This window comes from Leptospira kemamanensis (assembly GCF_004769665.1).
Lineage (GTDB): Bacteria > Spirochaetota > Leptospiria > Leptospirales > Leptospiraceae > Leptospira_A > Leptospira_A kemamanensis.
Genome location: NZ_RQGG01000010.1, coordinates 1 through 24,358 on the forward strand (window position 1 = coordinate 1; position 24,358 = coordinate 24,358).

General features: G+C 40.5%; 23 protein-coding genes. 13 read left to right on the plus strand and 10 right to left on the minus strand.

Features of this window, described 5'->3' with window-relative positions; all coding sequences use genetic code 11:
• From EHQ59_RS03405 to EHQ59_RS03415, 3 genes are all read right to left on the minus strand, one after another.
• On the minus strand, positions 1-396 hold a 396-nt coding region (locus EHQ59_RS03405; RefSeq protein ID WP_135617748.1), incomplete at its 3' end, for a helix-turn-helix domain-containing protein.
• A 687-nt stretch (positions 397-1,083) separates the two neighbouring features.
• Positions 1,084-1,647, minus strand: coding sequence for a hypothetical protein (locus EHQ59_RS03410; protein ID WP_135617749.1), 564 nt, complete (start codon positions 1,645-1,647; stop codon positions 1,084-1,086).
• Between the two features lie 407 nt (positions 1,648-2,054).
• Positions 2,055-2,876, minus strand: coding sequence for a hypothetical protein (locus EHQ59_RS03415; protein ID WP_135617750.1), 822 nt, complete (start codon positions 2,874-2,876; stop codon positions 2,055-2,057).
• 84 nt (positions 2,877-2,960) lie between these two features.
• On the opposite strand from EHQ59_RS03415, the gene EHQ59_RS03420 reads away from it, so the two are divergent.
• From EHQ59_RS03420 to EHQ59_RS03440, 5 genes are all read left to right on the plus strand, one after another.
• Positions 2,961-4,268 carry an ATP-dependent 6-phosphofructokinase gene (locus EHQ59_RS03420; protein WP_135617751.1) on the plus strand — a complete coding sequence of 436 codons (1,308 nt, stop codon included), beginning with the start codon at positions 2,961-2,963 and terminating at the stop codon, positions 4,266-4,268.
• A 62-nt stretch (positions 4,269-4,330) separates the two neighbouring features.
• The gene (locus EHQ59_RS03425) at positions 4,331-4,756 is read left to right on the plus strand and encodes a hypothetical protein (protein ID WP_135617752.1); all 426 of its coding nucleotides are present in this window, start codon (positions 4,331-4,333) and stop codon (positions 4,754-4,756) included.
• A gap of 180 nt (positions 4,757-4,936) precedes the next feature.
• A complete protein-coding gene (locus EHQ59_RS03430) occupies positions 4,937-6,160 on the plus strand; it encodes a TolC family protein (RefSeq protein ID WP_244245365.1) in 1,224 nt (407 codons plus the stop codon).
• Positions 6,150-7,154 (plus strand): heavy metal-binding domain-containing protein, encoded by a 1,005-nt coding sequence (locus EHQ59_RS03435; protein WP_135617754.1) that lies wholly within the window; start codon positions 6,150-6,152, stop codon positions 7,152-7,154. Before EHQ59_RS03430 ends, EHQ59_RS03435 begins: the two co-directional genes overlap by 11 nt.
• Positions 7,135-10,326, plus strand: coding sequence for an efflux RND transporter permease subunit (locus EHQ59_RS03440; protein ID WP_135617755.1), 3,192 nt, complete (start codon positions 7,135-7,137; stop codon positions 10,324-10,326). Before EHQ59_RS03435 ends, EHQ59_RS03440 begins: the two co-directional genes overlap by 20 nt.
• A 43-nt stretch (positions 10,327-10,369) precedes the next feature.
• Here the strand turns inward: EHQ59_RS03440 and EHQ59_RS03445 are convergent, their stop codons facing one another.
• The 3 genes from EHQ59_RS03445 to argB are packed head-to-tail and all read right to left on the minus strand — an operon-like array spanning position 10,370 to position 13,606.
• Entirely contained in the window at positions 10,370-10,960 is a 591-nt protein-coding gene (locus EHQ59_RS03445; RefSeq protein WP_135617756.1) for a hypothetical protein, read from the minus strand.
• Positions 10,961-10,975: 15 nt separating this feature from the next.
• Positions 10,976-12,721 carry a SpoIIE family protein phosphatase gene (locus EHQ59_RS03450; RefSeq protein ID WP_135617757.1) on the minus strand — a complete coding sequence of 582 codons (1,746 nt, stop codon included), beginning with the start codon at positions 12,719-12,721 and terminating at the stop codon, positions 10,976-10,978.
• Between the two features lie 6 nt (positions 12,722-12,727).
• On the minus strand, positions 12,728-13,606 hold the full coding sequence (gene argB / locus EHQ59_RS03455; RefSeq protein WP_135617758.1) for an acetylglutamate kinase: 879 nt from the start codon (positions 13,604-13,606) through the stop codon (positions 12,728-12,730).
• A 20-nt stretch (positions 13,607-13,626) separates the two neighbouring features.
• On the opposite strand from argB, the gene EHQ59_RS03460 reads away from it, so the two are divergent.
• Positions 13,627-14,436, plus strand: coding sequence for a carbon-nitrogen hydrolase family protein (locus tag EHQ59_RS03460; RefSeq protein WP_135617759.1), 810 nt, complete (start codon positions 13,627-13,629; stop codon positions 14,434-14,436).
• Between the two features lie 2 nt (positions 14,437-14,438).
• On the opposite strand, the gene EHQ59_RS03465 is transcribed toward EHQ59_RS03460, so the two are convergent.
• On the minus strand, positions 14,439-15,332 hold the full coding sequence (locus EHQ59_RS03465; RefSeq protein ID WP_135617760.1) for an alpha/beta fold hydrolase: 894 nt from the start codon (positions 15,330-15,332) through the stop codon (positions 14,439-14,441).
• Between the two features lie 8 nt (positions 15,333-15,340).
• On the minus strand, positions 15,341-16,471 hold the full coding sequence (gene alr, locus EHQ59_RS03470; protein ID WP_135617761.1) for an alanine racemase: 1,131 nt from the start codon (positions 16,469-16,471) through the stop codon (positions 15,341-15,343).
• Between the two features lie 56 nt (positions 16,472-16,527).
• On the opposite strand from alr, the gene EHQ59_RS03475 reads away from it, so the two are divergent.
• The 5 genes from EHQ59_RS03475 (at position 16,528) to EHQ59_RS03495 (ending at position 21,715) form a co-directional block, all read left to right on the plus strand.
• Entirely contained in the window at positions 16,528-17,730 is a 1,203-nt protein-coding gene (locus tag EHQ59_RS03475) for an aminotransferase class V-fold PLP-dependent enzyme (protein WP_135617762.1), read from the plus strand.
• Positions 17,731-17,760: 30 nt separating this feature from the next.
• Positions 17,761-18,705 (plus strand): bile acid:sodium symporter family protein, encoded by a 945-nt coding sequence (locus EHQ59_RS03480; protein ID WP_135617763.1) that lies wholly within the window; start codon positions 17,761-17,763, stop codon positions 18,703-18,705.
• A gap of 34 nt (positions 18,706-18,739) precedes the next feature.
• Positions 18,740-18,901 (plus strand): 50S ribosomal protein L33, encoded by a 162-nt coding sequence (gene rpmG / locus EHQ59_RS03485; protein ID WP_081431684.1) that lies wholly within the window; start codon positions 18,740-18,742, stop codon positions 18,899-18,901.
• Between the two features lie 8 nt (positions 18,902-18,909).
• Positions 18,910-19,374: a TraR/DksA family transcriptional regulator gene (locus EHQ59_RS03490; RefSeq protein WP_012476636.1), complete on the plus strand. Its 465-nt coding sequence runs from the start codon at positions 18,910-18,912 to the stop codon at positions 19,372-19,374.
• A gap of 262 nt (positions 19,375-19,636) precedes the next feature.
• Positions 19,637-21,715, plus strand: coding sequence for a hypothetical protein (locus tag EHQ59_RS03495; protein WP_135617764.1), 2,079 nt, complete (start codon positions 19,637-19,639; stop codon positions 21,713-21,715).
• Positions 21,716-21,731: 16 nt separating this feature from the next.
• Here EHQ59_RS03495 and EHQ59_RS03500 read toward each other — a convergent pair whose 3' ends face one another.
• Both EHQ59_RS03500 and EHQ59_RS03505 read right to left on the minus strand, forming a co-directional pair.
• Positions 21,732-22,226, minus strand: a complete 495-nt coding sequence (locus EHQ59_RS03500; RefSeq protein WP_135617765.1) for a YiiD C-terminal domain-containing protein — start codon at positions 22,224-22,226, stop codon at positions 21,732-21,734.
• Positions 22,227-22,268: 42 nt separating this feature from the next.
• Positions 22,269-23,504, minus strand: coding sequence for a methyl-accepting chemotaxis protein (locus EHQ59_RS03505; protein ID WP_135617766.1), 1,236 nt, complete (start codon positions 23,502-23,504; stop codon positions 22,269-22,271).
• Between the two features lie 76 nt (positions 23,505-23,580).
• On the opposite strand from EHQ59_RS03505, the gene EHQ59_RS03510 reads away from it, so the two are divergent.
• A complete protein-coding gene (locus EHQ59_RS03510; RefSeq protein ID WP_135617767.1) occupies positions 23,581-23,892 on the plus strand; it encodes a hypothetical protein in 312 nt (103 codons plus the stop codon).
• Positions 23,893-23,917: 25 nt separating this feature from the next.
• Positions 23,918-24,289, plus strand: a complete 372-nt coding sequence (locus tag EHQ59_RS03515; RefSeq protein WP_135617768.1) for a PAS domain-containing protein — start codon at positions 23,918-23,920, stop codon at positions 24,287-24,289.
• The last annotated feature ends 69 nt before the right edge of the window (positions 24,290-24,358 follow it).

A 24,358-nucleotide genomic window follows, 5' to 3' on the forward strand; every position in this document is an offset into this window, starting at 1 on the left:
ATCGAGTCTTAGAAGTCGTTGGTGTTTTGTAAGAAGCTTAGTTCTTGTCCAGACTCCTCGGACTCCGCCTGAACTAACACTGTGTCCTTTCAGATTCAATTGTTGTGCAACACGAATAGAACCATGGGTAGGATTAATAAGGCTATAATCCAGAATCACTTTTTCGAGCTCTTCGGATAATCGGTTTGGATGAGGGTTAGTAGCTCCTGAAACTCTGTCTATTAAACCCTCTGATCCAAACGTTTGGTAATTCCTTCTGATCTCATAAAACTGTTGTCTGGAATAACCCATGATCTTACAGGCTTTACTGACATTGCTCAATTCATTTGCTAACTCTAGTAAATTTAGCTTTCTTCTCGCTGCTTTGGTGTTTACGTTGGTATTGGTGGTGGTCATGCATTTTCCCTCCTAGGAAATGACTTTGTGGTAAAAATCATTTTTCTAATTAGAGTATGTGTGACCACTGCTTCTTTTCGAAACTGTCAGGTGAATACTATACTAGCACAAATGAATGTTCCGTTGATTGTCGAGATATAAGGAATTCTTTTCTTTTACAGAAGAGACTATTGAATCAAAACTTGCAGACAATGAGAGAAAACCGAAGCTTAAAAGAGAGTGATCTCTCTTAAGCGCTTGTTTCCAGGAGTAGGTGTGGTAGAGACCACCTACTACGGGATTGGATTCCAAGTGGCAGTTTCCATCTCGCGGTTTGTGGAGAATCGGTTACGGGGATACGTCAATACTTTTTTGATAAGGCGCTTTTAATTGCAATGCGGATAGCCGGTAGGGCAGGGATGATAAACGAATTTCGCAAAGCCAATCGAATCCCAGCAGTTATCTAAAGTTCTATTATTGTCCGCCAAAAGATTATTATACGTATTGCAATTAACACCCGTCTTCCCCCTCCCAAGTCCCCCGCGCCATTGACACTGAGTTTATCGAAGTGTCGATAGTAGCGGAAATACAAAGGATAAAATTTCGCAAATAAAACCGATCCATAGTCAAAATGTATCATCACACAAAAAAGTGATGATTCCTCCCTCAATTCACTAACATCTTCTAGGAAGGAAATGAGAACCATGATTATTGGCTTTCGATGATTACACTTAGTGTTCGGCTAAGATCATCTAAATCATCTCTTGATACTAACATGGAAAATTGTGAAGGTGTTGTCCCACTTGCATTATAGAGCCATCTGTTGCTCACTGAATTGTCGCGAGTCAACCCTAAGGTATTAAATCCATCTACCATTGTAGATGCTTGGAAAGGGCATGTAGTTGAGGTTGATTTCGTTCGCCCAGGGCTGAAATCGTTTAAATCAGTTCCTGAGTAAACAAATCTTATTCGATCTGTGCTGGATACACCAGTAAAGATCAGTAATACCCTCTGCGATTCGGTAGAACCGCTTTTCGTGGATTCCCATGTATCAATTGTACGCAATGTGCGGTTGACTTCAAATTTACCAGCAGCAATTGTGCTACCAGAAGTGAGTAGGTAACCACAAGCGGTAGCAGTCGTTCGGCTTGAATTTAAAGCATTTAGTAAGAAAAGCTGTGTCAGGTCATCAGATTTCTTTTCGGTAGAACAGTTTGCAACGGTTAGGAGGGAAAATACAAAACAAACGAGAATTTCTTGATATTTAATCATATTTAATCATATTTAATTTTCGTCAAACACAAAGAGAATGGGATATGTTTTGTCAATAAAAAAATCAATGCAGTTAAATCAAAATTATATTATCACCACACACTAAGTGAACGTAAGCTGGTTGTCCCCCCCATTCCCTCGCGCCAGCGATAGTAGCGGAAATCCTTTCCGTAAACTGAATTATTTTAGTCAACTAACAGACTGGAAAGATTGGAGCGAATAGCGCGATCGTTATAGAATTAAATGCCAATCGACTAACGGATTCGAGGCGCCCAAATAAACATTCATCAATTCTTTTCTTAACCAAGTGAAGTGTCTCCCACGGAGGCGTGGCCAGGGATTTTCTTGCGCTCGCCAATCGGACCCGGACGGGACGCTGGCAGGAGTGGGGGATACTGAACTCGTTCTTAATTTGAACGACTAGGAGTGACAGGCATGTAGTACTTGAGTCCTAAGTTTCCTTGGATCTCAGGTGCCCATAGTTCGTCAAGCGTGCGACCAGCTTCTCTGGCGTTAATCGGAACTCGCACCATCCCTTCAAACGTAAGGTTGCTATTGGAGATACTAATCCCTGGAGTTACGTACACTTGTCTTCCTACGAAGTTGGTGCGAGAAGGTTCTTGGGCACGAATAGACGAGTTAAAACGATTAGAGTATTCGGATGCGTCAAACCGGTGTAATTCGGAGAGTTGCAAAAATAATTCCCAACGAGAGTTTTTGATAAAAGAAAACAAGTTGCGATTGAGGCGGTATTTGATTCGCACTTTTGATTCTGCTACATCGACATACCCACTGGAACCTTGGTTGAGGGACATTCCCATACTAAGGCCTAAATCAAATGTGAAACCATTTCGGTAATACACATAAGTCACATTGGGTTGGTAGGAAAGCATGGCGGCATTAGACCTTTCTGGTCGAACGTCAAAATTTCCTTCTGGGTTACGATAAGGATTGATGGAAGTAAACGGAATGACGGGAGAAAAAATTTGAATGCCTGCCATGGGATCGTTTGATTTTGAAAAAACATAATTGGATCCCAGTTCCAATTCTTTAGGGAAACGAAAGGGGATTAGAATCGCCAAATTTCCGTTATGTGAACCGCCTACTTGGAAGAGGGAGGCTTTGGGATCAGTAAAAGAATAACTCGAAAAGAAAGGAAGGCCTTGTGCTAAAACCGAAAGGCTCGTGATGGTTACGAGAATGGAGATAAGTACGACCTTTTTTAGCATCTAAATGCATTTCTGCCTGATTTTCCTTTGTTTGGCAATGAAATTTGCTTTCTTCTCTTTCTTTTTTTGTTATAAGTGAGACCGATGAATCAAAACGATACCAAAGTAGAACAATTTGGACCATGCACCATCCCAAACCCAGCTGGGTATGACTACTGGACGGAAGACAATTCCGTTGTTCTCTTCCAAACCATCTTTTCTGGCGTGGAAGATGCCAAAAAAACCATCGATTCGAGTCCTGTATTTTTTGAACAAGCTGGCCCGAAAGAAAAGATCTATTTTCGACCTGAAGAAGTGACGGCAGGGATTGTGACCTGTGGGGGACTTTGCCCTGGCATCAATGATGTGATCCGTGCGCTTGTGATGGAGTTACACTACCGTTACAAAGTGCCGAGAATTCTTGGGTTTCCCTTTGGGTATGAAGGACTCGTAAAAAAGTTTGGACATAGGCCGATTGAGCTCACTCCCGATAAGGTGGCCCACATCATGAATTTTGGAGGATCCATCCTTGGGTCTTCGAGGGGAAACCAAAAGATCGAAGAGATGGTGGATACTTTGTTTTTATATGGAGTGAAGATGCTGTTTTGCATTGGAGGCGATGGGACTCTTCGCGGTGCCCAGGCCATCCAAGAGGAAGTGAGAAAACGAAAAGAAGACATCGCCATTGTCGGCATTCCCAAAACCATCGACAACGACATCAATTATGTCCAAAAAACATTTGGGTTCTCGACTGCTTTTAGTAAGGCGGTGGAAGCTGTCAATTGTGCTCATGAAGAAGCAAAAGGCGCACCAAATGGGATTGGTCTTGTCAAACTGATGGGGCGCCATTCAGGATTCATCGCTGTGAATTCAGCACTGGCTTCCAAAAATGTAAACTTTGTCCTCATCCCGGAACTTGATTTTGATTTAGAAGGGGAAGGTGCTTTTTTACCTGTTTTACTGGATCGTGTCAAACGAAGAGGACATGCCGTTGTGATAGTGGCAGAAGGGGCGGGACAAAAGTACTTCGAAGACAAAGGGGAAAAAGACCAATCGGGAAATAAAAAACTCGCGGACATCGGTGTTTTTATAAAAGATAAAATCACGGAGTATTTTAAAAAAGAAGCCGTACCTCTCAATTTGAAATACATCGATCCAAGTTACATCATTCGTTCTGTTCCTGCCAATGCAGAAGATTCTGTTTTCTGTGGGTTCTTAGCACAAAACGCGGTACATGCGGCGTTTGCTGGTCGAACGGGTTGTGTAGTGGGGATATGGAACAATGTGTTCACTGTGATGCCCATCTCCCTTGCCATTGCGGAACGCAAAGTGTTACGACCAGAACGAAGTACGTTGTGGCGAGCACTGCTTGCCTCCACAGGCCAACCGAATTCGATGAAGTCGAAAGGATAAAAAAGGAAAGATTTTTCACTTCCATTGGAATTGGGCTGTCGTCTAATTGGTTAGAGAATCCTATGAGACCTGTTTCCAAAAAAACAAAACGAGTCGTGAGTGTAGTTTTACTAACTGCCATTACATTCGTTTTGGTTTGTACGGCAGGTTTTTTCGAATGCCCTCAATTGGGTCTCATGAAAGGGGAAGTTTCTTCTGCGACTTCACAGGATTTCCCTTTGACTTGCCATACGGAACCTTTGGAAGAGGGGGATGAAAGTTCGAAAGCAGGGAATTCCTGTCAGTGTAATGAAATTTCCAAATCAGAAGGTATTTCGTTTCAAATTGAATTTGCAAAATTAGTTCGTATCTCCATTCAAAAACTGTATTTCATTTCTACATTGGAACTACCTGTGATTTTCTCAGAGTTTCAAATACATAGTAACTCGCACCTATCTGATCTAAACCAGTTCCAAGACCTTCAAAAAACCATAAAACTTCTCATTTAAACCAACCCGATTTTTTAACTTCAAATCGGAGGTAATATTATGAGAAGACATTATATAAATATATTTAAATATACTATTGTTCTGATTTACCCCATATTCTTTCTGGAGTTATCTGCCAGTAGTCAAAGTGGGATAAATCAAAAAATTTACGAATTATTAAAAAAACATCCAGAAGTTTCATTGAAGTTTTTGGAGGCAAAAGAGAAAGAATTTCGAGCCAAACACGCAGATGTATATCCAGATCCTAAAATTGGATTTGCATACAGGTCCTATCCTTACCGTTCGGGGTTTGATACCGATCGAGTAAGACCAGATACACCCAGTATGACGGGGAAAGAATATTCCATCTCTCAAGAAATTCCATTTCCAGGTAGATTGAATTTGGAAAAACAAATTCTGAAAACTGATTCAGAGTTGGACTATTGGAGTGGAGTTTGGGTTCAAAATGAATTCATTCGATCTTATTTTGAATTGGTATTATCGATTGCGGCGATAGAAAGGGAAATCAATGATCTTAGCCAAATCGAAAAACAATTACATACGAAAGCGAAGTTAGAATCTTCCCAATATGTTTCTGAGCAACTAAAGTTATCCAATGTTCTGAAAACAAAAAATCAAATTGAGAAATGGAAAGATCGAATTTTTGAGAAAACGATCACGCTTAAAGAACTAAAACAATCCTTAGAGTTTTACGTACAACATGTGGGTGTTAGTACAATTTCGGAAGAAGAGATCATTCATTATTTGTCCCAAAAAGAAAATGGCATCGAACAAGATTTGTCGAGTGATTCTCTTTCGAAGTTTCCACTCATTCAATTTGCGGAAGTGAACCAATCAAAAGCGATCATTGAATCGAAAAAAGATGAAATCCTACATTTGCCTGATTTTGAACTTTTTGTGAGTTATATGCAACGTAGGAGAAAACCCTTTTTACTTGATAGTGGGCCTTTGAATGTCGCCATTATGGACAATCCAGAGTTTGCGGGTGATCTTTGGAGTGCTGGTGTCACCATTCGTATCCCTGTTTGGTCATTGGCAAAAGTGGATGAATTAAACCAATCCAACTCTTTACGTATCACTAGGTTACAAAAAGAAAAAGAAAAGGAAAGAATTAGGTTAAAATCGGAATACCAAACCACGTTTGAAGCATGGCAAGGAAACAAACAAAGGTTTGATCACTTTAAAAATATTCTTTTGCCATCCTTTCAAAAGAACATCAAATCATCTCTTTCTGCGTATGCCAAGGGAGATAGCGTGTTGGGTGAAAGTTATGATTTCATCACGGACACACTCGAGATGCAATCGCAGTTACACCAAATCCAATTGAGACGTTGGACATCTGTTTTGAAATTATTGCAACTAACAAATCATTTGTTGCCAGAAGGAGAAAACCATGAAGGTTAAAGTATTGTTATATGCCGTTGTAATCACGTCATTTTTTTTGGTTTCTTGTGGTGAAACAGTACACAATCATAAGGATGTATATACTTGCCCTATGCATCCTCAGATTGAAATGGATCATCCTGGCGAATGTCCAATTTGCGGAATGCAGTTAGTAAAAAAAGAAGATCCACTTCTTAACCCAGAATCGGAACATGAATACCATACTCAAACGAAAGAACCTGACCTTAAATTGTCTGAGAACAAACAATCCATTCTAAACTTAGATACGATCCATGTGACAAAGGGAACGATCACCAAAATAATCAATCTCAGCGGACAGGTTGCGTATGATCCTGAAATTTTTTCGACTGCCAATGAATACAAATCGATTGGAACCGAGAACGAATGGGGAAAAGAAATTCGAGTCGGAATACGTTTGCGGTTTACCAAGTTGGGTTTGAGTGACAAACAAATACAATACATTCTTTCTAAAAACGCAAATCTCTTTTTGACAGGAAGATTCAATCAAACAGCACTCTTAGTGTTTCAAGTATATGAAAATGATCTCTCTTACTTAAAAGTGGGGAAGTCCATTGACTTGGTGAACCTGGTAGATACAAAAAATTCAAACAAAGCAAAAATTGTGGCGATGGGCAATTTGATCAACCAAGACACAAGGACCTTGTCCGTTTGGTGTGAGGTGAAAGACCCACAAGAATTTTTTAAACCACAAATGTATGTGCAAGGAACCTATGGAATTGAAAAACCCAATGTATTAAGAATTCCAAAAGAATCCATTCTTCCAACGGGAAAATCTGATTTGGTATATCAAAAAACCGCAACCAATCATTATGCTCCCAAAAAAATCAAAGTTGGATTTACCTCCACAGAATGGGTCGAGGTAATGGAAGGCCTAGAAGAAGGGGATCAAATTGTATCCAAGGCAAATTTTTTATTAGATTCAGAGTCAAAACTAAAGTTAGGTGGTGACAAAAATGATCAACACAATCATTAAATTTTCCGCTAACAATCGATATTTGGTCATCATTACAGCTCTATTTTTAGTAATGATGTCAATTTTTGCCATGAAACATATCCCTTTGGATGCTTTGCCTGATATGTCTGATACTCAGGTCATCATTTATTCCAAGTGGGATAGAAGTCCCGATATCATTGAAGACCAAGTGACTTATCCAATCGTTAGGTCATTGTTAGGAGCTCCCAAGGTAAAAGCAATTCGTGGGTTTTCCGATTTTGGTTACTCCTTCGTTTATGTTATTTTTGAAGATGGAACCGATTTGTATTGGGCCCGATCCCGTGTGAACGAATACATTTCCCAATTACAAAATAATTTACCTCCAGGTGTAAACTTGAGTTTGGGGCCTGATGCCACTGGTGTTGGTTGGATCTATCAATATGTTTTAGTGGATGAAACAAACCAAATGGATTTGGCTGAAATTCGATCCTTTCAAGATTTTAAGTTGAAGTATCTACTAAACTCAATTCCAGGAGTAGCCGAAGTGGCGACTGTGGGTGGATTTAAAAAACAATACCAAATCCAAATTGATCCTTTAAAATTACAAATTTTTGGAATCGATATGGACCGAGTCATTGATACGGTTCGTAAATCAAACGATGACATAGGAGCGAGGTTACTCGAAATCGGCGGGGCCGAATATATGATCCGTGTGAGAGGGTATGTTCAATCGAAAGAAGACATCGAACAAATCTCGTTAGGTGCCAATTCCCTGGGAACTCCCATTTATTTATCACAAGTTGCCAAAATTGTAGATGGTCCTGACTTAAGGCGAGGTGTTGGTGATTGGAATGGAGAAGGAGACCAAGTCTCTGGAATCATCATCATGCGGCATGGGGAAAATGCACTGCGAGTCATTGAATCGGTAAAAGAGAAAATCAAGTCAATGGAAGCCTCTTTACCCAAAGGTTTAAAAATCAAACCTGTCTATGATCGTTCCATCCTCATCAATGAAACCATTCGTGTCTTAAAAGAAAAGTTAACAGAGGAAATCATTGTTGTTTCCATTATCATTTTAATTTTCCTTTGGCATATCCCATCGGCGATTGTTCCGATTCTTACCATACCAATCGCAGTCATCCTTTCGTTTTTACCGATGTATTTGGCTGACATAGGTTCCAATTTGATGTCCTTGGCTGGGATTGCTTTATCGATTGGTGTACTTGTGGATGGAGCGATCGTGGAGGTGGAAAATGCTTATAAAAAATTAGAAGAATGGGAATCGTCTGGTCGAGTGGGTGACTTCCATGCCATTCGACTGGAAGCACTTCTAGAAGTGGGGCCTTCTGTTTTCTTTTCACTTCTCATCATCGCGGTTGCTTTTTTTCCAATTTTTACCTTGGTTGACCAAGAAGGTAAATTATTTCGACCACTTGCAATCTCCAAAAACTTAACGATGGCGATTGCTGCCATTCTTGCCATTACGGTTGATCCTGCATTTCGTATGTTGTTCACTCGAATGGATCCTTACACCAAGTTTACACCCATTGTGAATTCCATTCTCACAAGTATCTTTGTTGGGAAATACTATGCAGAGAAAAATCATCCGATTAGCAAACGTTTGTATTCGGTTTACGAACCTGTTGTGAAACTGGTTTTACACCATCCCAAAAAAACAATCCTCTCTGCCGTTTTGTTATTTTTAATCACCGTTCCCATTTATTTTAAATTAGGGACTGAGTTTTTGCCTCCCCTGAATGAAGGTTCAATCTTATACATGCCAACCACACTTCCTGGGATTAGTATTGGGGAAGCCGAACGAGTGTTAAAGATTATGGACCAGAGGTTGGTTAGTTTTCCTGAAGTGGAATCGGTGTATGGCAAAGCAGGAAGGGCCGATACTTCCACGGATCCATCTCCCATTTCTATGTTTGAAATTGTTGTCACTCTTAAACCCGAAAAAGATTGGAGGCCAGGGCTTACCAAAGAAGAGCTTGTGAAACAAATGAACGAACAAATGGAGATTCCAGGATTTTCAAATGCTTGGACTCAACCCATCCGAGCTCGTATTGATATGTTATCTACAGGGATTCGAACACCGATCGGTATCAAAGTGTTAGGCGAAAATCTGGAAGAAATCCAAGAAGTGGGGATTCATATTGAAACAGTTTTGAAAAAAGAAAAAAATGTTCGTTCGATTTTTGCGGAACGTACCTCGGGTGGGTATTATATCGATATCAAGATTAGAAGGGAACTTGCAGCCAAGTATGGTTTAACCATAGAAGACATCCAAAAAACCATACTTTCTGCATTGGGGGGAGAAACCATCTCCACCACCATCGAAAAAAGAGAAAGGTATTCCATCCAAATCCGTTATCCCAGAGAATATCGTGATAGTTTGGAAATGATCGCAAAAGTACTAATTCCTACTAAAAATGGAGGACATATCCCACTAAGTTTTCTCGCTACATTGGAATACAATATTGGGCCAACCATGATCCGAGATGAAAATGGATTTTTGACTGGGTACGTATATGTGGATACTACGGACACCGATTTACTTGGATTTGTAAATCGATTGAAGAGCATTGTCGATTCAGAAGTCAATCTTCCCAAAGGAGTTTTTTTAGAATGGAGTGGGCAATATGAAAATATCATTCGTGTTCGAAATCGCATGATGATTGTAGTTCCCATTACACTTGTATTGATCTTTTTTCTTTTATACATCAATACCAAATCTGTGATGAAAACAGCGATCGTATTAATGGCAGTTCCCTTTTCTATGATTGGAGCATTTTGGTTATTGTATGTTTTGGATTATCAAATTTCTGTTGCCGTATGGGTAGGAATCATCGCACTACTTGGATTAGATGCTGAGACTGGGGTATTTATGCTCATGTATTTAGATCTTTCTTATGAGAAACATAAATCTCAAAATTCAAATTTGAGTTTGCCGGAACTAAAATTAGCCATCATCGAAGGAGCGGTGCACCGAATTCGACCGAAGATGATGACGGTTCTTTCCGGTTTTATTGGATTATTACCCATCATGTGGGCAACGGGTTCGGGTTCTGATCTTATGAAACGGATTGCGGCTCCAATGGTTGGTGGGCTTGTGACAAGTTTTGCACTAGAGCTTGTGGTTTATCCTGCCATCTACTTCTTATGGAAACAAAATGAGATGGCAAAGATAAATCGAAGATTGACTTGAGTTTCTGAAAAAGGCAATAAAGAATATGGCTGATCGATTAGGATCAGCTATTTTCTACTTTCTTTTGGAACTTGAGGATATTGTCTCGGATTTCTTCTTCTTTTTTATGGAGTTCTTTTAGGAACTCGGTATCCAAAATCATTTCTGGTTTTTTGATAAACTTACTTTCATCGTAATTGTCAATCTCGTATAATAGATCTTCGATGTTCGATTCTACTTTCACCAAACTTTGGATGGATTCCACTACCTTTTTGTTCACAAAAAGGATTTCTTTGAAACGTAGGATATAATGTTGGAATCTGTTTTCGCGGATCATGGCTTGCCTTTGCATTTCCTTGACCACTTCGCGTTCTTTTAATACTTCTTTTTTTTCGACCAGGATTTGGTTTTTGAAGATTCGGATTAAATTTTCCGTTTCTAATTTATAATTTTCAAAACTACTGTTGTGGTTGTTTTGAAGGTCTTCTAGTTGTTTGCGGAATTCTTTTTCCCGCAACCTGTCTTGTTCTTTGCGTAATTTGTCAGAGGTTTGCAGTGCGTTTTTGACTCGTGTTTCAATGACTGCATCTAACATCGCTTTGTGCAGTTTATCCAACCGAAAGAAAACTGCCATTGCATATAAAATGCGTCTCATAAAATCTCCTTATCTTTAGTTTAGACGGATGATAAAGAGAGAAAGGTCATCATGAGGTTCTGCTTCTCCCACAAATTCACTGACTTTTTGTAGAATCGCTTGTCTAATCACTTCTGGAGGGTCGTTGATATGAGATAGAATCACAGACTCAAGCCTTTCTTCCGAAAAGAGTTCTTCTTTCGTATTCATCGCTTCGGTCACACCATCTGTGTATAGTACGAGTAAATCACCAGGCAAATAACTGACTGTGTGTTCTGAAAATTCACATTTGCCAATTCCCATAGGTTGTCCTTTGCCGGAAAGGTGTTGGATCTTATGGTGTTTTTTGCGATAGATGATTTGTAAATTATGACCCGCTGAAGAATAGGTTAATTCTTTTTTTGTCATGTTGATACGCACAAGCATCGCTGTGACAAACATTAGGAAACCAGATTTGTCTTGTAAGATTTGGTTCGCATTAAAGAGAGCTTCGCTCGTGGAAGTGGTTTTCGAAACTTCTTGTTGCAAAACAGTTTTGGAAAACTCCATAAAGAGGGCAGCTGGAGTTCCTTTTCCTGAAACATCGGCGATGATGACAGACACTTCATCTTTTCCATGTACCACCATATCATAAAAGTCTCCACCGATTTCACGAGACGCTTGGTAGTAGGTATCAAATTCGAGAAGTGAGTATTGTTTAGGAATGATGGGAAGGGAATGTTTTTGGATCATGGCTGCCACTTGCATGTCACGATCTATGTTTTTCAAACGTTCACTTTGGATCTTCACTTGTAAGGCAGTGTAAGCTTCCCCGACTTGATTTGTGAGAGTACGAAGGATACGAATGTCCATCTCATCAAAACGTGTTCGAGATGTTTTGTCGGAAACGACAAGGGAACCTAACCATTCTTTGTTTTTCAGAATGGGAAATAAAATCATACTGTGTTGGAAAAGTCCTTTATGGGTGAGTTGCATCCCTTGTGGAGAACTTGCTGTGATGATTTTAAATCCCTTAAACATCCATTCGGATTTATCATTGAAGAGAAGTCCCACCACATCTTCATCATGGATTTGGTCAGAAAATCCTTTGGACTTAGAGCGGGGCAGTCCTCGTTTTTCAATTTTTTCGAAATTGAGGCAGACACGGTCCACTTGTAACACTTCCGAAATCGTTTTGACCGCCAGGTCCATAAACTCATCCGAACTTTGGATATTGGCAAGAGCCTGTGAAATTTGGAAGAGGCAATTCAGTTCGTTTGCCCTGAGATTTAAATTATCAATGAGGAGACGATTTTTCACGGCAATCGCTGCGAGATTCGAAAGATACCGTAGGATTTTGATATCGGTTTGAGTGAAGTCACGGTTGTCGAGAGAGTTCACCGCTTCGAGAACACCTTGCACTTCCCCTTGGGCCACCATCGGTACACAAATTAGATTTCTTGTGACGTAACCAACCTTTTGGTCTATCGCTTTGAAGATCCTAGGATCGTTTGCGGCATCGTTCACAATTTCTGGTTTCAGTGTTTCTAAAACCATACCCGCAATCCCTTTTCCCCTAGGAACTGTTAGGTGGGCAAGCGATTCTTCTTTGAGACCACTTGTGGTATTAAACACCAATTGGTCATTTTCTTTGTCATAAAGGAGTAGGGAGGAACCTTCCGTATGTAACACATCACGAGTGATCCCCATAATTTCACTGAGAAGGGTGTTTAGATCTTCTTGTGAATTGATACGACTCGTAATATCTGATATCAGACTTAATGTTAATAATTTCGTAGGCATCCAAATCTATCCTTGTTCGATCAAACTTCCAATCCCTTGGTTCGTTAAAATTTCAATTAAAACGGAATGAGGCACTCGACCGTCGATGATATGAGCTCGTTTGACTCCAGAATCAATCGCACCCAAACAACACTCTACTTTTGGTATCATGCCACCAGAGATCTGTCCACTTTTTATATACGCATGAATATCGACTTTTTTGAGACCCGTTACCAATTTGCCATCAATGAGAATGCCTGGTGTGTCTGTGAGTAAAATGAGTTTGTCTGCATGGAGGGCTTGTGCAATGGCACCTGCCATCGTATCGGCATTGATATTGAGAGTTTGGCCTTCTTTTGACATGGCCACTGGGGAGATGATCGGAATAAAACCTTCACGTTGTAAGGTGAGGATAATATTGGGGTCAACAGATGTGATCTCTCCCACAAGGCCTAAATCGACTTTTTGCGTTTTCCCATCTTCGCCTTCCACTTCCATCAGATATTTTTCCGCAAGGGCAAGGCCACCATCCTTTCCGGAAAGGCCAACAGGTTTTCCACCTTTCTCTTGGATGAGAGAAACAATTTGTTTGTTCACTTTTCCTGTGAGCACCATCTCCACCACTTCCATTGTGGCTTCGTCCGTCACACGATGGCCACGGATAAACTGTGTATTGAGGTTGAGTGATTTGATGAGGGAATTGATCTCAGGGCCACCACCGTGAACCACCACTGGATTGATGCCTAAGTATTTGAGTAAAACAATGTCTTCGGCAAAAGAAGCTTTGAGTTCTTCCTCCACCATGGCCGCTCCACCGTATTTGATGACAATGGTTTTTCCAGAATATTTGATCAAATAAGGAAGTGCTTCTAAGATATGATTGATTTTTTCTGATTGGTGGTTCATAAAAGTCCTCATTTATGATAATGAATTTTAAAGCCGCCGTTGTGCAAGTCACAAGTACAGCAAGAGTCTCAAATAACCTAACCAAGTGTAGGCAACTTGTGGAAGAAGCGGCAAAGGCCGGTGCCAAGATTGTTGGGCTTCCTGAAAATTTTTCCTTTATGGGAAGTGAATCCGAAAAACAAAACCTACTGGGCCAAATTGAGGAAGAAACCTTTGCCTTTTTAAAAGAGACGGCAAAGGATTTTGGGATTTATCTTTTAGGAGGTGGGTTCCCTACAAAGGCACCATCAGGAAAGGTGTTCAACACCGCTGTCATCATGAATCCCCAAGGTGAGGAAGTGTTTCGTTACCACAAGGTGCATCTTTTTGATGCGGTTGTGGGAGATGGATTTCTTTACAAAGAATCCAATAGTACAGAAGGGGGCGAAACAATTCCGGATGTCATTGCTACCGAATATGGAAACATTTCATCCGCCATCTGTTACGACTTACGTTTCCCCGAACTCTTTCGTGCTTTATCCAAACAAGGTGTGGATTTGTGTTTTTTACCAGCGGCATTTACCGTGCCAACAGGAGAAGCGCATTGGCATGTCCTGCTTCGGGCAAGAGCCATTGAAAATTTGATGTATGTTCTCGCACCTGGCCAAACAGGAACACACGACCCACATGGAAAACGAAAGACATTTGGTCACTCACTCATCATCTCTCCTTGGGGAGAGATTTTAGCGGAGCTCGATTTCGAAGAAGGGTTTGCCATCGCCGAGATCGAAATGGATCGATTGGCGGAGATCCGATCTACCTTACCAAGTTTACACCATCGAAAGTTTTGATTTTAGAAAAACGATTTCTTTGCGGCAGAAGATTTTTTCATCAGAAGAAAGTCCTTCATCACTTTTTCTGCTGCTTTTTGTTTTTCCATATGTACAAAATGTCCACATTCAGAAAATAAAACTGCTTTCACATGCGGTGTTGTTCTTTCTAATTCCATCACATCCTTTCCTGGAATGATGGGATCTTCTTCCCCTCGCATAATGAGTGTTGGTACTTGGTTTCCAAATACGATGGGACGAATGTCTGTGCGGTCGAGCATCTCTAAGATCATGAGGATCTGTCTTGCATTCAAACATTCAAATTGAGGGCTGTATTCTTTTAGGAATTGTTTGATGTCTTCTCTCGCATGGAAAGCCGCTGAATCATACACACCATACGAAAATCCAATTTGTAAGGCCTTAGGCAATGACTTCCCAATCTTAAAACCAAAGTCAAAAAAAGTTCCTAAGTTGGCTCGAAGTCCCACAACCCCAATTTTTAAAATCCCCGGCACGGGACCATGTACATAAGGAGCAATGGCGATCACTTGTTTGATGCGTTGTGGGAAAAGGGATGCGATCGCAAGCACTGCCATCCCACCTGTGGAGTGACCAACGAGTGTGATGTCTTTTTCTCCTGCGGATGCCCAAATCCCTTGGGCTTGCGTTTCTAAAAAATCCTGGAGGGTGAGACCTTTTTTTTGATCAAAAATTTCGGCTGGGTAATGACCAACTAAGTCGAGTTCGATGACGTCACCCAAAGTTCGAAAAAAAGGAATGTTGAGACCCCAATACCCAGCTGCCGAACACCAACCTCCAATGAGGACAATGGTTTCTTTGGATTTGGGATTGAGAGATTTATGCCTAACATAAGTAAGTCTATGATTTTTCCAATTGTATGTTTGTCTTTCTGACATATGATCCTCTAGTCTTCAATGATACGAGGGAAGGATCCCAAAATTTTTGTGACTACTTCATAATTGATGGTTCCAGTCCAAGTGGCATGGTCATCAGCAGAGATCACTTCATTCCCAGATTTTCCCAAAATCACAACATCGTCACCAATTTTAGCATCGGGGATATGGGTGATATCGAGCATCGTCATATTCATACAAATCCTTCCTAAAATTTTAGCACGTTCGCCTCGAATGAGCATATAACCATGGTTAGAAAGCTTTCGGTCAAGGCCTTCATAATACCCAACGGGAACAACAGCAAGCTTTGTTTCATGAGTGGTTTTGAAAGTGGATCCATACCCAACAAAGGTGCCTGGATTTAGGTTTTGGATGTGTTGGATTTGGGTTTTCCAACTGAGAGCCGGTTTTAACATCCCCACATCTTTTTTCATGAGAGAGAGGGAAAGTTTGGTTTCAAGACTTGGCCAAAGTCCATAAAGCGAAATTCCCACACGAACAAGATCCATCCGGGCTTCTGAAAATAACATGGCAGAAGCAGAAGAAGCACAGTGACAAATAAGATCGATAAACCCTTGTTTAGCGAATGCATCAATCGATTCTTGGAACCTACCCAGTTGTAACATGGAATAACTATGTTCGGTGAAATCTTCCGTACTCGCAAAATGAGTGGCGATTCCAGACAGTGGGAGTTTTTTCTCAAAAATTTCTTTGGCAATCACCTCTGCGTTTTGATAAGGGATTCCCAAGCGACTCATACCCGTGTCGACCTTCAGATGGATTTTGGGAGTGGGAGAAAGTTTTGCTAACATTTCCATTTCTTCCACACGCGAAACCATCACCCAAAAGTTTTCATCCGCTAAATCTGCTTTTCGTTCCTCTAAATTGGGAATACTTCCCATGATGAGGATGGTGGCTTTGGAAAACACACGGCGGATAGAGAGTGCTTCTTCCAGAGAATTGACACCCAGGTAATCGGCACCAGCATCGAGAGCAATGGATGCAGTGGCAAGTAGGCCATGTCCGTAGGCATTCGATTTCACAACAGCTGTGAATTTGGATTTGGGACCAATCAGTTTTCGAAAAAGGGCAATGTTATGGCTAAAGGCAGAACGAGAGAGGTAAACTCGAGAAGATTGCACGGTCCCATTTTTTTTTACTTTTCTCTTCTGTCGCTTCAGATATTTCTATTTTTTACATGTCTGAAACACCTTCTGTGATCCCTTCCTTTCCTCCATTTTCCAACTGGAAAGGCATTTCCGAGTATTTCCCCGTACAAAAAGAATCGGTTTGGTTGAACTATTGTGGAACCACTCCTGTGTCGACCTATGCCATTGAAATGATGAATGTCTACTTACAAGAATATGCAAAAATGGGGATCTTTACTCCTAATTTTTCGGAACCCTTCATCAAAAAAGAAATTCGCCAGTATATTGCTGAAATTTTACATTGTGATCCCACAGAGATTGGAATCGTACATAACACAAGTGAGGGGATGAATTTTTATTCTCATAGCATCCAAATCCCAAAAGCCAAACGGATTTTGGTTTTGGAAAATGAATACCCAAGCAATGTGTATCCTTGGGAACATTGGCAAACCAAAGGTGTGAGTTTACACTTTGTGAAAGTAGGGAACACCCCCAATGAATTTTTAGAAAATCTAAAACAAGAATTGGAAAAAAAGGATGTGTTTCTCCTTAGCCTATCGCCTGTTCACTGGTGTACGGGTGTGGTATTTGATATGGATGCTGTCTCCAAACTTTGTGAACGTTTTGATACAAAACTTGTGATCGACGGAAGCCAAGCGGTGGGCCATATCCCCTTAGATTTTTCCAAAACCAAAGTGGCTTTTTGTGCCTTTGCAGCTTGGAAATGGTTACTTGGGCCTTTGGGGCTTGGTGTCATTTACATTTCCAAAGAAGAATCGAAAGGATTCCAATTGGTATTTAAGGGACAAGCAAGTGTTGTCAACGATTCCAATTATTTTCCATACCGCGATGAATGGAAACCTGCCGCAGAACAATTTGAACAAAGTACAATCAATTTCAATGATTGGATTTATTTTTATGCCTCACTCAAAATGTTGTCCACCCTTGGATTTTCACGTGTCCAGGAAAGGATCTATGAAGTAGCAGGGATGTTAAAGGATATGTTACACGGGTTAGGTTTTGCTTTAGAATCAGATGCTTTTCCTGACGTAAAAACGGGAATCCTTGCCATCACCGGGCACAAAAAGGCAAACAAATTCCAACCGGAACTCATCCAGTCCCATCTCAAAAGGAACGGCATCATCACAGCGGTTCGTTTGGGGCGACTTCGCATGGCACCTCATATTGGAATTGAAGAAGAACATGTAAATCGTGTGAAGTCCCATCTACAAACGTATTTGGATCAGGTGTAATCGGTTGGGCATAGGATATTAAAAACTTTCGTGTTCAATCATCTCTCAAAACAAATTGTAAACGCCTTTCCTCTTGTACTATTAGGAATTGCAGGGTTTGGGTTTTTAGAACCAGAGAAACTGGTTTGGTTTAAGGGCCCGTGGATCACCTATAGTTTAGGGCTCATCATGCTTGGGATGGGGCTTTCCTTAGAAGTAGAGGATTTTCTTCGGATCTTTCGACAACCCAAACCAATTCTCATTGGAACGGTTTTGCAATACACCATCATGCCACTGTTAGGTTACGCTTTGGGGTATTGGTTTGATTTACCAGAAGCGTATGCAGTAGGGCTCATCCTGGTCTCTTGTTGTCCTGGGGGAACGGCATCCAATGTCATCACCTTTCTTGCCAAAGCAAATGTACCACTCAGTGTCACACTCACATCTGTCTCCACAATCCTTGGAATTGTATTCACACCAGCCCTTGTTGCCTTTTTCATTGGGAGTCGATTGGAGATTGACCGCTTGGGCCTTGTTTTTACCACATTCCAAGTGATCCTAGTACCAGTAGGACTTGGCCTTCTTCTCAAATCCTTTTTCCCAAAGGCCACTGAAAAAACGAAAGATGTATTTCCCGTTCTTTCTGTACTCCTCATCGCCATGATTGTGGCTTCCATCATTGCGAGTGGGAAAGAAACCATCCTTTCCTCAGACTACCGAATCTTCTTTGCCGTAATTGGTTTGCATTTGGGTGGGTTTGGACTTGGGGGATTTTTCGCTTGGGTCTTGACACGTGATGCAAAGATCTCCCAAACCATCTCGATTGAGGTGGGAATGCAGAATTCAGGGCTTGGGGCAGTGCTAGCAAAAACCCATTTTCTCGATCCGAACACAGCAATCCCAAGTGCTTTGTCGAGCCTGACACATTCGCTCTTGGGGAGTCTCTTTGCGACCTATTTTCGAAGAGAGCCGAAAAAACCCGCTATTGTGAATTGACTATATATGGGGTCGGTACGTCATGGCATAAATTATGAGAGAAATCATAAAACTAACCTGTGTCCCATGTGCGATACCTGGGCGGTCAAATTACTTCCAGACTAAAAACAAAAAGACGAAGTCGGAAAAACTTGTGACAAAAAAATATTGCAAATTTTGCAAATCACATACGGATCACAAGGAATCCAAAGTCTAAGGAATAAGATGCCTAAACCAGCTGCAAAATCCTCCGCCGAGAAGGGAGTCGACAAGAAGTTCATCGAAGAGGTGCGTGAGCTCCTCCAAGAGAAAAAAGAATCTCTTCTCATCAAACTCAACCAGTGGGAAGACACAAGTTCTCCTTCTGGCCTCAAGGAAATGGGAGATATTGCAGACATCGCATCCGAACTCAACTCAGAAGCGCTCACTTCTGTTTTGACTGAAAACGAAATTGAGACTCTACGTGAAATTGAACTCGCTTTAGAGAAAATTGAAAACGGAACCTATGGGATCTGTGAAGGGACAAAGAAAAAAATCCCTCTTGCTAGACTCAAAGCGATCCCGTGGACAAGATTCACTGTAGAATTCGCGGAACAAATGGCGAAAAGCCGTAACCGCGCTGGTGGTTACCGAATGGATTCTCTTTCGGCATACCCCACAACTGGAATGGATGTAGATTCTCTCGACTAGAGAGAATCGAATTCTTCGAAAACCGATCGATTTTTTACTCCCACACTCCACCATCCATTTTCCTTTCTCTTCCTCTTCCAGACTTCTCCAAGCCTTCCTATTTTGAGACCACTTCACACCTTCCTGTTTCCTATCCCGTGCCAATTATCTTCCTTTATTTCTGTCGTTTGTGAAATCCCATATTTAACTAAGCCTTTGCGAATTCTTTTCCCAAGAGAAAATACAATTGATTTGCCATACCATTCCTTAAACTCTTTCCATCGTGAGATTTTTAGACCGGTTTCGTTCCTTACCAATCGCTGACTTAGGATTTTTCTTTTTTGTTAGTTTTCTCGTTTGGAACTTACACCGGTATGTGGAACCCGTTCCCGAAGCGATCTTTTACCCTTCCTTCCTCTTACAATTTTCCCTTGGATTTTTCCCACAACTGTACCAAAGGAAATGGGGTAGGGTTTGGACCAGCGCTTCTGCCATCACCATGGTACGCCTTCCTTATTTATCAGGACTACCGATGGTTGGTTCCTACCAATTGGTGGGACTTTTCCTTGGATCCATCCTTGGGATATGGGTACGGGAAACATTACTTGTGTTACTTGGTAGAAACGAAACCGCTTTACCCAAACAATCGGAACAAATCATCACTGATTGGATGATTCGGAATCCCACAGGAAAATCCAATCTTCCCATTTGGTATTCTACCTATTTTGGATTTTTATTTTTCATTCTTTGCCTTACTATTTTGTGTTTTTTAAAATACCAAGGTTTTGGGATCTTCACAGGATTAGGGATCCAAGAATTTTTATATAATCCTGGTCTTTCCTCAAGAGAAGCGATGGGTCTCTCGTGTAAGATTTTAATTCCACTCACACTTGTGATTTTGTATTTCTTTTCGGAAGAGAGGTCCATGCCCACTCCGTCTAAAGATAGTTTGTCGGAACAAATTCGGTTTGGACTATTTTTAGGATTTGGTCTGAATTTATTTTTTATGACCATCCAGTCTCTTTGGAGTTTGGAATTTTTCTCTTTGGGAACACATCTAAGTGTCAGTGCTGGTCGCACAACTGGTTTATTCCAAGATTCGGGATCTGCTTCCTGGATTTTGCCTGTTCTTGGATTTTTGTGGATCACAAAGTTAACTCACATTTGGCGGACTTCCAAAGAACGATTTAGTTTTTTTTTGGTAGTTTTCTTTTTTATTCTCATCACTTGGCTTGGGATCAAACAAGGAAAAGCATTTTGGGTCATTTGGGGTTTACTCACTTCCATTGGACTTGTGCAAACTTGTACAGACCTATGGATTCCATCTCCCAGAAACAAACTTTTGATCAGAATTGGTTTGTATATTCTATTGCCGATTGTCGGTTGTTTGGTGATGTATGGAATTAGTTTGGTCCCCAAAGAATGGGATCTTGTGGTTTTGGCAAATCGAATTTTGTTATTCTTAAAATCCTTTCCTTCTAGTCCAAGTTTAGCCTTCCAACATATGGATTTAGTGCGTTATGAACTGATTGCCTTTGCAAACCAAGGCATCAGTGAATCCCCTTGGATGGGAAATGGAATTGGTGCTTTCCCACTGAACTTACTTTCTCCATCCAGAAAGGGTATCGAGTCAGCCATCACATTTGTGGATTTCCCTCCCACGTTTTATCATTGGATTCTGTATGATTTGGGAATTTTGGGAAGCCTTGTGTTTTTATTTTTGATCGGGATTTCCCTTTGGGAAAGAGGGTTATGGAGACAAGGAATTTTGTTAATCCTTCCATTTTTGTTTGGAGTTCAGATCCAAAATGCAGATGGGGCTTTTGTTTGTTTCTCTTTACTATTGTTAGGTGGAAAGGGAACGGGGTTTTCTCCTAGTTTTGACAAGTTTCGAAAAACCATTTGGTTTTCGCCACTGCTTCTCATCCTTTCCATTGGCCTTCCTCTCAATTATAGTTTGTTTTTTTCCCAAAAATTTTTGGTTTCGGGTATCGGATCCGAGTTTCGTAAAAACGAGCTGAGAGAATACCAAATTGCCTATACAATCCCACCAACGTCACCTAACTTCGAATACGAATTCCATGGCAAAACTTGGGAATGGAAATTGATGGAATCGAGTGGCCTACGAAATAGTAGGATCTTTTTGGAAACCAATTCCAAATCATCCCTTGTGGAAATTTATTTTTTGAATGCGGACAGAAATCGCATCAAACAAGAGTTATTTACAGAAACAAAAACGGGATATAGTTGGAGTGGAGAAGCTCCGAAAGGTGCAAGTTACATCCGCATTCATTCCAGATCCAAATTGGAATTTCGCCTTCCCAAATCCCAATTTGATGGGATGGGAAGAATCCAATTTTAATGGCGTAGTAGTATTGTTATGTGAGCCTTCGGATGTACAAATCTTTTGTGATTTTCGCAACGGTTTTCCCATCCTCACCAAGAACTTCGACTTCATACGTGCGAATGGTTTTTTTCTCTTTTTGTAAAAGAGTTTTGATTTCTTCAAATTCAGAATTGGGTAGATGGAAGGTAGCAGTCACGGTTCCTTCTCCTGGTTTGACAAAATCGATTTTGGCTCCTTTGTCCCAAACCATATACTCTTTGCCTAAATTCATCATCAGTAAAAACATAAAAAAGGGATCACACATCGAATACAAAGAACCTCCAAAATGGGTTCCGACATAATTTGTATTGGATAAAACTAGTGGCATCGAGACCACCATTGTATTTTGATCGATCAACTTGGGAAGAATGTTGGCTCCTTCGTATGGTTTGAACATACGAAAAGCAGCTTCAAATCCATAGGTTTCTTCCAAAAATTTCCAAAGAGGATGTACTTTATATTCGAGTAATACGGTTCTATTTCTCATTTTTCCAGGTTTTTGAAAATAGAATAGGTAGTCTACTTTATTTCACCCTTCAAATGATAGGAGTTTATCGGTTTCACTATGGATATTCTGGATTTTATGTTTTAAAACTTCAGTTGTTCCCAAAATTTCTTGTTGGGCAAAACGGATTTCTTCACATTCTTTTTGGATGGTATCCGAAAGGGATTGGATTTCATCCAAATTTGCATTGATGGTAACAATTTCTCCATACACTTCTCCCGAAGTATCACGCACACGTTCTGCCACATCATCCAAGATTTTCGCTTTGGAAAGAATGGCGCCCCCTCTGGACTTTAGTTCTTGGATGGATTGGACAACTTCCGCGATCGTTCCATGGACCACATGTATTTCACCCGCAATGAATTGAAAGGCGTCTCCTGATTCAATTCCCAAACGTTCTGCTCGTTTGTAATCATTTACATTTTCGTTTAAGATTTTGGAAATTTGTTTGGCGTTATTGGCAGTAACTGTGGATAAATTTTTGATTTCTTCGGCTATGACAGTAAATCCTTTTCCCTCGGAACCAGAGTGGGTTGCTTCAATGGCAGCGTTAATCGCAAGTAAGTTGGTTTGTTTGGAAACTCCATTGATAAAATCGATGAGTTTTAAAATATTCCCAGAGGATTCACTAATTTTCTGAATCGTTTTGTTGGTATCATCCACTTTATTCCTTCCGTCCTTACTTAAGGAAACCAGGTTTTCCATGGTTTCGTTCCGACTTTGGATTTCGGCAATGACTACGTTCACAATTTCAAACATGATATTGATTTCTTCCGAGGTTTTTCCAACGGCTTCCATGAGTCTCACTTCTTCCGATGCAAGTTGCGAAACAATTTGGTAAACTCGATCAATGTCTTTGCCTGTCAGATGAATTTTTCCGTTGAGTTCGATGACATGGTTTCCAATGGCATCTAAGCGATTATGTAGGTCAGAACAAGTTTTCAAAAGGAGTTCGGAATACTCATGCATGTCGATCCCATAACCAGAAAGAAGTAATACTGGATCAGTATTTGTGACTGTTGGTTCTAGATAGTTTTTGAGAATGTTCTTATGTTTTTGCATTCGAATAAAAAGAATAACGAATAAAATAAGAATCCCAACTTGAACGTAATAGGAATAGGGTGCTGGTACCAGTCCGTAATGAAATTGTAATAAAAGAATGGCAGTCAGAACGAAAGAGAAAACCTGATAGATGGAATCATTCCAAACCAATTGAGTATAGAGTTTTTGTTTTTCCGTGTGTAAACGTTCGTTCTGCATTTCTTTTCCTAAAATTTGGGGGATTCTGAATTTTTTTGACGTATTTTTTCAGAAAATTACATCTAATCTTTAGACTATGATATTTACTAAAAGGGAAATAGAAGAACACTATCCGCTTGCCGAACGTCTGCGTTTGGAAAAAACGAAGTCACAAAATTCGGTGATCTACTGGATCAACGAATTGGTGCGAAATCAAGTCAGAGGTGCGGAAGACGTACCGAGTCTGATTGAAGTGACCAAGGATTTGGTTTTACAAGTAGAAGACTTGTATGCAGAAAAAGAGATGTTATTTGCGGAAACCAAAACTCATTCCATTGCTGAGGTAATTTCTCTCATTCGTGGTATGGAAGAACAACTCAACTCAATGTATTCAGAGTACGAAACATAAAAACATTCGATTAGGAACGAAATTAATGAGCAAATTTATAGACCCCAATATTTTAGGTAAACTTGGAACACTTGGCCAATCAGACGCAGATTCTTATCCATTTGGAATTGTCAAAGTAGATGAATCCGGGAAAATTTTATTGTATAACAAATACGAATCGGAACTTGCCAATGTTCCCATTCAAACGGCTGTTGGGAAAAACTTTTTCACTGAAGTTGCTATTTGTACAAACAATCGTATTTTTTACGGAAGATTCAAAGAAGGAATGATTTCAGGTGATTTGGACATTGCTTTCAATTATGTATTCACATACAAAATGAAACCAACCAATGTGGTGATCCATTTATACCATGACAAAGGAACCAATTCCAATTGGATTTTTGTGAAATTAAGATAATTCTGTAAGATGGATTCCCTTTCTTCCATTTGGTCTTTGGATCATGGAAGGGGGATTTCCCGATTTTAG